Annotated in this window: 11 protein-coding genes; 4 read left to right on the forward strand and 7 right to left on the reverse strand. The window is 47.2% G+C overall.

The window, feature by feature from the left end:
• Together DBO31_RS08020 and DBO31_RS08025 are read right to left on the reverse strand one after the other, a co-directional pair.
• Positions 1–721, reverse strand: a 721-nt coding sequence (locus DBO31_RS08020) for an aspartate carbamoyltransferase catalytic subunit (protein ID WP_150824887.1), incomplete at its 3' end; no start/stop codon positions are given.
• Positions 722–942: 221 nt separating this feature from the next.
• On the reverse strand, positions 943–1,209 hold the full coding sequence (locus tag DBO31_RS08025; protein WP_059076400.1) for a hypothetical protein: 267 nt from the start codon (positions 1,207–1,209) through the stop codon (positions 943–945).
• A 172-nt stretch (positions 1,210–1,381) separates the two neighbouring features.
• Here DBO31_RS08025 and DBO31_RS08030 point away from each other — a divergent pair, with 172 nt between their 5' ends.
• Positions 1,382–2,281 (forward strand): DMT family transporter, encoded by a 900-nt coding sequence (locus DBO31_RS08030; protein ID WP_075581493.1) that lies wholly within the window; start codon positions 1,382–1,384, stop codon positions 2,279–2,281.
• Positions 2,282–2,330: 49 nt separating this feature from the next.
• Here DBO31_RS08030 and DBO31_RS08035 read toward each other — a convergent pair whose 3' ends face one another.
• The 4 genes from DBO31_RS08035 to DBO31_RS08050 all read right to left on the reverse strand — a co-directional run bounded on the left by DBO31_RS08035 (position 2,331) and on the right by DBO31_RS08050 (position 5,171).
• Entirely contained in the window at positions 2,331–3,266 is a 936-nt protein-coding gene (locus tag DBO31_RS08035) for a hypothetical protein (RefSeq protein WP_059076398.1), read from the reverse strand.
• Between the two features lie 21 nt (positions 3,267–3,287).
• The gene (pyrE, locus tag DBO31_RS08040; RefSeq protein WP_059076397.1) at positions 3,288–3,875 is read right to left on the reverse strand and encodes an orotate phosphoribosyltransferase; all 588 of its coding nucleotides are present in this window, start codon (positions 3,873–3,875) and stop codon (positions 3,288–3,290) included.
• Positions 3,876–3,881: 6 nt separating this feature from the next.
• Positions 3,882–4,595 (reverse strand): orotidine-5'-phosphate decarboxylase, encoded by a 714-nt coding sequence (gene pyrF, locus DBO31_RS08045; RefSeq protein WP_059076396.1) that lies wholly within the window; start codon positions 4,593–4,595, stop codon positions 3,882–3,884.
• 132 nt (positions 4,596–4,727) lie between these two features.
• Positions 4,728–5,171 (reverse strand): Rrf2 family transcriptional regulator, encoded by a 444-nt coding sequence (locus tag DBO31_RS08050; protein ID WP_059076395.1) that lies wholly within the window; start codon positions 5,169–5,171, stop codon positions 4,728–4,730.
• Between the two features lie 263 nt (positions 5,172–5,434).
• On the opposite strand from DBO31_RS08050, the gene DBO31_RS08055 reads away from it, so the two are divergent.
• From DBO31_RS08055 to DBO31_RS08065, 3 genes are read left to right on the forward strand one after another with little or no spacing between them, the layout of a single operon-like run.
• Entirely contained in the window at positions 5,435–5,659 is a 225-nt protein-coding gene (locus DBO31_RS08055; protein ID WP_200817499.1) for a DUF1858 domain-containing protein, read from the forward strand.
• 15 nt (positions 5,660–5,674) lie between these two features.
• Entirely contained in the window at positions 5,675–6,265 is a 591-nt protein-coding gene (locus DBO31_RS08060; RefSeq protein ID WP_150824889.1) for a hypothetical protein, read from the forward strand.
• Positions 6,266–6,281: 16 nt separating this feature from the next.
• The gene (locus DBO31_RS08065) at positions 6,282–6,842 is read left to right on the forward strand and encodes a hemerythrin domain-containing protein (protein ID WP_059076393.1); all 561 of its coding nucleotides are present in this window, start codon (positions 6,282–6,284) and stop codon (positions 6,840–6,842) included.
• Between the two features lie 65 nt (positions 6,843–6,907).
• Here DBO31_RS08065 and DBO31_RS08070 read toward each other — a convergent pair whose 3' ends face one another.
• On the reverse strand, positions 6,908–7,681 hold the full coding sequence (locus tag DBO31_RS08070; RefSeq protein WP_150824890.1) for an SDR family NAD(P)-dependent oxidoreductase: 774 nt from the start codon (positions 7,679–7,681) through the stop codon (positions 6,908–6,910).
• Positions 7,682–7,840 lie beyond the last annotated feature (159 nt).

A 7,840-nucleotide genomic window follows, 5' to 3' on the forward strand; every position in this document is an offset into this window, starting at 1 on the left:
ATTCGCCAGGTCCCGGGAAGAAGCCGACACCCTGACGTTCGCGCTGAATCCGCAGTACATTGACGACATCGGCATCCTTCAGGGCTTCATCGAGATCATAATGAACGGTAACACCCATGGCCGCCAGTTCGGGCTGCAACAGCGTACGCGGACCGACAAGGTGTACATCAGCACCCATCGTCTTGAGGCCATAAATATTGGACCGGGCTACGCGGCCATGGTCGATATCTCCTACAATGACTACTTTCAGTCCGTCAATATGACCTTTGACTTCCTGGATAGTGAACAGGTCCAGAAGAGCCTGTGTCGGATGTTCATGCGTACCATCGCCACCATTGATGATGACCGGAGAAACACATTTGCTGGCATAAAGAGGAGACCCTTCCTGTTTGTGTCTCATGACGATGGCATCCACTCCCATGGCCGTTACTGTCAGAAGAGTATCACGGAAACTTTCTCCTTTCTGGATAGAGCTGCCGCTCGGCGTGAAGTTGATGACATCAGCATCGAGATACTTGGCAGCCATTTCAAAAGAACCCCGTGTACGCGTACTCGGTTCCCAGAACATGTTGACAATAGATTTACCCTGTAACAGGTGTAATTTTTTATTGTCGCTATTGACAACTTCTTTCATTTTTCTGGCAACGCGCAGCACGAGCTCGATTTCTTCTTTGGGTACTCCCTGCAATCCCAACAGGCTTTTGCCCTGTATACTGACCATGGAAATCCTCCTTTGTAAAAAAAGACCTTCGCCGAAAGGCAAAGGTCATATCAAGGCATACGTAACATATGTCCCTTTTTAGCCTCTCTGGACTATATTAAAGGTACGTATAGAAATCAACAGAATCAGCGCAGCCTCACAGGACTGCCGCCTGAATCTTTCTTTATTATTTTATATAGATGTCCTTTTAAAGTCAAGGAAAATTTTTGACAAAAAAATTTTTAATTATACCATTTTGGTACATTGACATACATGTTTTCCGACTCATCCCAGAAATCTTCTTCCTCCATATACTCATCCGCATCGGCTATGGCTTCGGCTATGTGACCGGCTTCTTCTTCCATATCATTGACGCAGGCTTCGGCCAGCCGGAGCTGGGCTTCCATTTCTTCTGTCCGCCCGTCTCTGCGCGCCTGGAAATAATCCCGCATAGCCAGAATCAACGTTCCGGCACTGACTTGTACCTTGTAACTTGTATTTTTTTTCATGTATCCTCCTGAAACAACAGCCTCCAGACGACTGCAAATAATTCATCCATGCTCTTTCTATTGTACCACTTCCGTCAAGTGCCTCAGGCCTATTGGAAGTAAAAATTTCCGGCTGTATTCCTCTCATAAAAATGTTACAATAAAGGAAATACATTACAGGAGGAATTCCATCGTGCCACAACGCCATTACCTGAGGGGTTATCTCTGTGCTGGCGGTGGTGCAGTTATCTGGGGACTGACCGGTACGGCCGGCCAGTATCTGCTCCACCATTACACCATTGATTCGTTCTGGATTTCCAGCGTCCGCCTCATCGGCGCCGGTCTGTTTCTGATGCTCATGGCAGCTCCTCATTATAGAGCGATGAAAGACATGCTGAAGATACGCCGCAATGTCATTCTGCTTCTCTGTTATTCTATCTTTGGCCTGCTCATGAGTCAGACGGCATTTTATACGACCATCCAATATGCCAATGCCGGTACGGCCGCCGTCCTGCAGACGTTATGTGTCGTGATGATGGCTGTCATCGTCTGTTTCCGCGGCCACCGCCTGCCTACACGGGCCGAAACACTATCCGTCTTTCTGGCTCTGGCCGGCGTCTTCCTCATCGCTACCAACGGAGACCCATCTACGATGGTATTGTCTTCCAAGGCCCTTATGTGGGGACTGATTACAGCCGTCGCCAGTGTCTGTTATTCATTTCTGGCACAGGATCTGGTCTGGCACTGGGGCAGTATTACCGTCAACGCTCTGGGCATGTTCATCGGCGGAGTCGTTTTCTGCTGTTTCCTGCAACCCTGGACCATTCCCACTGACCTCGATATGACAGGGTATCTGCTTCTGGCCGCCGTCGTACTCATCGGTACGGTCCTGACATACAATCTCTTTTTGCGCGGCGTCGGTGACATCGGTCCTGTCAAAGCCACCCTGCTTGGAACACTGGAACCGGTAACCTCCTCTATTGCATCGGCTGTTTTTCTCGGTACCGTTTTCTATCTTCCCGAACTCATCGGATTCGCCTGCATCCTGGCTACCGTATTTCTTGTCACACTTCAGCGCAGGCAGCCTGCATAAAAAAACTGGCTTTCCTCTAAACGGAAAAGCCAGTTTTTTATAATATTATTTACCATGTAAAAGCATCATCACCGACACCGAGAGGAACTTCCGGGAATCCCGACGGCACAGGCTGGACCAGCATAAAAATCAATACAGTAAGTACAGTCAGTCCCAGAGCCAGGTAGGAAAAATGGGAACGCGTACTGTGTTCGTAGAGTCCGAAAAGGCGGATGCCAATGGCCGCCCCAATAGAAGTAAACAGCGACCCCAGAGAAAAGTACTGATACAGGAAATAGGATACAATCAGTCCGATGACCATAGCCGTATTGAGTACGATGGGATAGCACCGCGATAAGGCAGACGGTGTATTTCGCCGCATGGCCGCAAACCAGTCCGACGCATCGATGCCTGTAAGCCCCGTAACGAACGCACTTCCATAAAGAAGCTTATCCCATATGTCCGTAAGCTGATTGCGGTTGCCACTGCGCCACATAAGGAACGCATAGGCCAGTATCATGATGCCGGCAAAAATATAATAGTATTCAGCAGGCAGGAACTGTACCAATGCTACGCCTGCCACGACACAGACTGATCCGATGGCACATAATGTGACAAGCTGCTGCCGGGCGGGGCGCACTTTTTTATCCATGGCAAAATATACTTTTGCAAAGATTTCCAATAAAAAGACGGCGACAAAAAATACAATACCAAAAAAGGCATTCAGAGCCGTCAGCGCTATCATGACCAGAATAGGAATTGCCAGTTTAAAACCGGGGAAGAAATAAAATTCCTTTAACTTCATCAGATGCTGCTGAGAATAAATCGTGAAATACGTAAACACATTGAAAAGCAGCATGGCGACCACTGCTTCAACCGGCTTTGCCCCCATGTACAACAGCGTCATAAGCGTACACATACTCATATTGACACCGGTAAAACGGGCAAAGACAGCTGCTACCAAGCCTGCATTAAAGAAAGGCAAAATAGCCCATAACATATCCATAGTAACAATCTCTCCTACAAGTTATTTCAGATGGTGGCTGCCCCGTTCCGTCATGGGAATTCCCTGTTTGCAAAGCGGGCATTCTTCCGGTTTGTATGTTGGAACCGTCAGATGAAGGAGAGCCTGCACCTTATCTTTAGGTACGCCGAATTCGGCTTTGCCGCCACTGCGGTCAACGAGAAGGCCGACTCCGACAATGACGCCACCAGCTTTTTTGACTACATCGACTACTTCCTGAACGCTTCCGCCAGTAGTCACGATATCTTCTACAATCAGAACGCGTTCGCCCGGTTCAATATGGAATCCCCGGCGCAGTGTCATGACGCCTTTTTCCCTTTCTGTAAAGATAGCCCGTGTACCCAGAGCCTTGCCGACTTCATGAGCCAGCAGGATACCGCCCGTCATAGGCCCCATAACGGTCTGGACATTCTGATCCTTAAACCGTTCTGCCAGTTCCTTACAAAGTTTTTCTGTATATTCCGGATGCTGGAGGACATTAAATTTTTCTACATATAAGGGGCTGTGCAGGCCGGATGTCAAAAGGAAATGACCTTCCAATACAGCTTTCGTTTCTACTAATAATTGTCTTACTTCTTCTTCAGATAACATTGCCAATCATACCTCCTGTATTTCTTCTAAAATTTTATCGGCAGCACATGCCGGATCAGCCGCTTTCGTAATAGGCCGTCCGATGACCAGGTGAGATGCTCCATCATGCAATGCCTGAGATGGCGTCGTAAAGCGTTTTTGATCATCTGCTACAGCAAAGGACGGACGGATGCCCGGAGTAACAATCAGAAAATCGGGGCCATTCATTTCCCGTATTTCCCGCGCTTCATAGGGAGACGAAACAGTTCCATCAATACCCGATTCTTTAGCCAGGGCCGCCAGCTTTTTGACTTCTTCAGCAATGCTGCAGGCTCCTCCTACTTCTCTCCATGCCGTTTCATCTATACTCGTCAGGATGGTTACAGCCAGCAGACGGGGCCGGGCAATTTGCAGGCGGGCCGATTCTTCCCGTGCAGCTGCTGCCGCAGCTTCCATCATGGATCTGCCTCCCATTCCATGAAGAGTCATCAGATCCACTCCCAGACGGGTAAGGGCCCGTACGCTCTGGGCTACGGTATTAGGGATATCGTGAAGTTTTAAATCCAGAAACACATGTTTCCCCTGTTCTTTCAGATAGCGTACCGTATCAGGTCCGGCACTATAAAACAGCTCCATACCGACTTTGTAGAAAGAAATGCGGTCTCCTAAAGTTTCTACGAGACGTTTCATATCTTCCAGCGAATGTACATCCAGAGCTGTAATAATACGATCATCTGCCATGGTATTCCTCCTGTCACAACGTATTGCCAATCCGCAATCACACAGCTTTAAAGGCATATCTATGTAATTATGACATGGTTTATATAGAGTGTCAACTAAAAGCCTTTCTCTGACGGCCCGTACCACTAAGCATTACATGGCTTCATGGCTAATAGCCTGCACGGCCCGGTCATATACATCCTGCAACGTATGTTTTTGCAATTCTTCTTCAAACTTCTGCTGTATATCATCCAGAATTCCTTCCAGACTCTGATGAATATTTCTGCCAACAGGACACTTATCATTGGGGTGCTCATGAAAATGGAACAGGCTTTCATCAGGCTTCTTTTCTACGGCCTGGTAAACATCGAGAAATGTAATTTCCGTCAAAGGCCGCGTCAGGGTAATGCCGCCGGGACCACGCTTAATATCAATAACGCCAGCCTCCCGGAGCTGGGACATGATATTTCGGATAATAACTGGGTTATTTCCTACACTGCCTGCCAAAAAATCACTAGTTACTTTATAATTGCCGGAAAAATACCGGACAGCTGTCAATACATGTATCGCAATAGTAAATTTTGTAGAAATCTGCATGCTTCACACCTCTTTGTCAATCTATCATTCATTATACAAAAGTATATCAGGAAAGCCCCCACTTGTCTCTCTTTTTAGCAGATGTAGATAAACAAAATCTTGTTTTATGTCTTTAGTCAAATATCATTATGAAGTCAAAGTCTAGGAAAGTCTTTTTCCTCCTGTTGTAATAACAACAGATTTACAGGATACATCCGTGCTATAGTACAGACAGACAAAGATAAGTCACATAAATCCATAGATATTTTCAACAGGAGGAATATATGATGAATGAAAAAACAATGACCGTAACAGAAGATATGCTCATGGGAGACATTATGCGCAGCTACCCTGAAGTAGTAGACACATTATTGGAACAGGGTATGCATTGCCTGGGCTGCCCGTCATCCCAGCAGGAAAGCCTGGCAAATGCCTGCTATGTACATGGCCTCGACGCCCGCACCGTAACGGCCGCCGTCAACGCCACTATTCAGGCACATCGTGCATAAAGGAGGAAGCAGATCATGAGTAAATTTTTAGGACCTGTCCATTTCTGGTTATATCACAAAATACAGTTTCAGGAATCCCTTATAGACGCTCTCATTTCCTGCGCCGTACAGAAAGGCTGGAACGATGAAGATCTGACCCGTTTCAGTTGCCCGGACCGCCGTCAGCTTGATGAAATCATTGACGAAAGCAATATTCATGGCTGGCTGCAGACACGCATCCAGGATGCAGAAACACGGTATGCCAACCTCATCCTGCACCTTGCCGGTTCTGATGAAACCCGTCTGAAAGTGCTGGAACAAGCAGCTGGCGATTTTGGTGCCGCCCAAAACCTGCAAGCTGCTACCGCGCCGGAAGCATTCCACCGTCTCGATGACCTGCTCCTCGACGGTATGCCGTGTGATCAGATTAACCGCGTCTCTCACAGCAGTGATGATGTCATTACCTGGATACAGTCTGCTGACATCCACAGTGATTACTGGCAGGGACATGGTCAATGGTATTATCTGCTCCGTCAGGCTCTGATAGCTGGCCTGTTATCCCACACCGATTATTCATTTCTTCATAAAGAAGACGGCTCATTCCATATTGTGAAAAAAGCCGCCTGAGAAAGGCAGGATACGTATGTATTGTACAGAAGTTATGGTAAAACAGCATGCCAATATTTCGCGGATGCTGAAGGTAATAGAAAAGGCCTGCTGTGCTATTTTGGATGGTTCCCCCATCGATTGCAATGAATTTACAGAAATTCTGAAATTTATCCGTACCTATGCAGACGGACATCATCACCGCCGGGAAGAACTTGTCTTATTTCCCGAAATGGTACAACATCTGGAAAAAATCGCCTCCGTCATCATTAATCACGGCATGCTTGTTGAGCATGATCTCATCCGTGCCCATGTCCGTGCGTTGGATGACGCATTGAAAAACTATCAGGCTCATCCTGATACGTTATATAAACTCCAGATCCTGACAGAAGCCATGGCCTATGTAAACCGCCTGCAGGCTCATGTCGATAAAGAAAATACGGTCGTATACCCTATGGCAGACCGCAGCCTGCCGGCAGAGATAAAAGAAAAGATTGATGCTGCAGTTCATAATATGGAAAAAGAAGAAGGACAGGATTTTGCTGCTCCTTATCTGTCTCTGCTGGAACGACTGGAACATAAATATCATATCGCATAATAAGAATAGACAAGGACCGCCGCCCCATATCCGGGCAGCGGTCCTTATTTATTACACGGTCCAGGTTATTTCCACAGGACGTTAGAATTTTGTACGGCGTATTTGCCACCGCTAACCTCAATAGTAGTACCGGTAATATAACTGGCTGCATCCGATGCCAGAAAAATAAGAACCTTAGCCATTTCTTCGGGAGAACCCACCCGGTGGAGGGCAATCGCATCGATGAGTGATCCCGTAATATCAGCAGCAATGCGGTCCGCATTCATAGGAGTATCAATCACACCAGGTACATAGGCATTGACCCGGATATGCTGGGGAGCCAGTTCAGCTGCCATCGTCTTTGTCATATTCGTAACGGCTGCTTTCGTAGCACCGTACATCGTACCTCCCACAGAAGGGACAAGCGAAGCGTAGGAAGAAGCGTTCAAAATAACGCCGCCTTTTTCGCCCATAGCCCGGGCAGCAATCTGTGTCCCAAAGAGGACACCTGTCAGATTGACCCGCACCATTTTTTCCCAGTCTGATAAGGTAATATCCATAAGTTTTTTGCCAATATTGATGCCGGCATTATTTATCCAGATATCGATATGACCATATTGGCCCAGTACCTCGTCAGCAAACCGCTGCAGCTCTTCTATATTACCGGCATCAGCCTGAGCCGCAAATACGGTCACACCTGCCGCGTGGCATTCCTGATTAAACGCTTCGATTCTCTTCTGAGTTCTGCCCCAGACAGCAACGGCTGCTCCCTCCCGGCAAAAGCCGATGGCGCAGGCCGCGCCGATGCCAGCCGTACCACCCGTAATGACAACTACTTTTCCTTTCAATCCTAATTCCATGTTGAACCTCCTATTCTGTTTTATATGAATATGGTACCACGCTTCTCCCGGCAACACAAATGCCCTGTCTACATTAAAATGTGTCAGATTTTTATTATTTAATATCGATTATTTGTTGACAAAAACAGCAGAAGATGTTACAATACAATCATCGAAAGA

Source organism: Megasphaera sp. DJF_B143, assembly GCF_900320625.1.
GTDB classification, from domain to species: Bacteria; Bacillota; Negativicutes; order Veillonellales; family Megasphaeraceae; genus Megasphaera; species Megasphaera hexanoica.

What these genes read in the sequence shown, in the direction of transcription:
- DBO31_RS08060 (WP_150824889.1), top strand. Translation starts at nt 5,675, where the DNA reads ATGAGTAAATTTTTAGGACCTGTCCATTTCTGGTTATATCACAAAATA.
- DBO31_RS08025 (WP_059076400.1), bottom strand. Translation starts at nt 1,209, where the DNA reads ATGAAAAAAAATACAAGTTACAAGGTACAAGTCAGTGCCGGAACGTTG.
- DBO31_RS08050 (WP_059076395.1), bottom strand. Translation starts at nt 5,171, where the DNA reads ATGCAGATTTCTACAAAATTTACTATTGCGATACATGTATTGACAGCT.
- DBO31_RS08055 (WP_200817499.1), top strand. Translation starts at nt 5,435, where the DNA reads ATGATGAATGAAAAAACAATGACCGTAACAGAAGATATGCTCATGGGA.
- DBO31_RS08035 (WP_059076398.1), bottom strand. Translation starts at nt 3,266, where the DNA reads ATGGATATGTTATGGGCTATTTTGCCTTTCTTTAATGCAGGCTTGGTA.
- DBO31_RS08065 (WP_059076393.1), top strand. Translation starts at nt 6,282, where the DNA reads ATGTATTGTACAGAAGTTATGGTAAAACAGCATGCCAATATTTCGCGG.
- pyrF (WP_059076396.1), bottom strand. Translation starts at nt 4,595, where the DNA reads ATGGCAGATGATCGTATTATTACAGCTCTGGATGTACATTCGCTGGAA.
- DBO31_RS08070 (WP_150824890.1), bottom strand. Translation starts at nt 7,681, where the DNA reads ATGGAATTAGGATTGAAAGGAAAAGTAGTTGTCATTACGGGTGGTACG.
- pyrE (WP_059076397.1), bottom strand. Translation starts at nt 3,875, where the DNA reads ATGTTATCTGAAGAAGAAGTAAGACAATTATTAGTAGAAACGAAAGCT.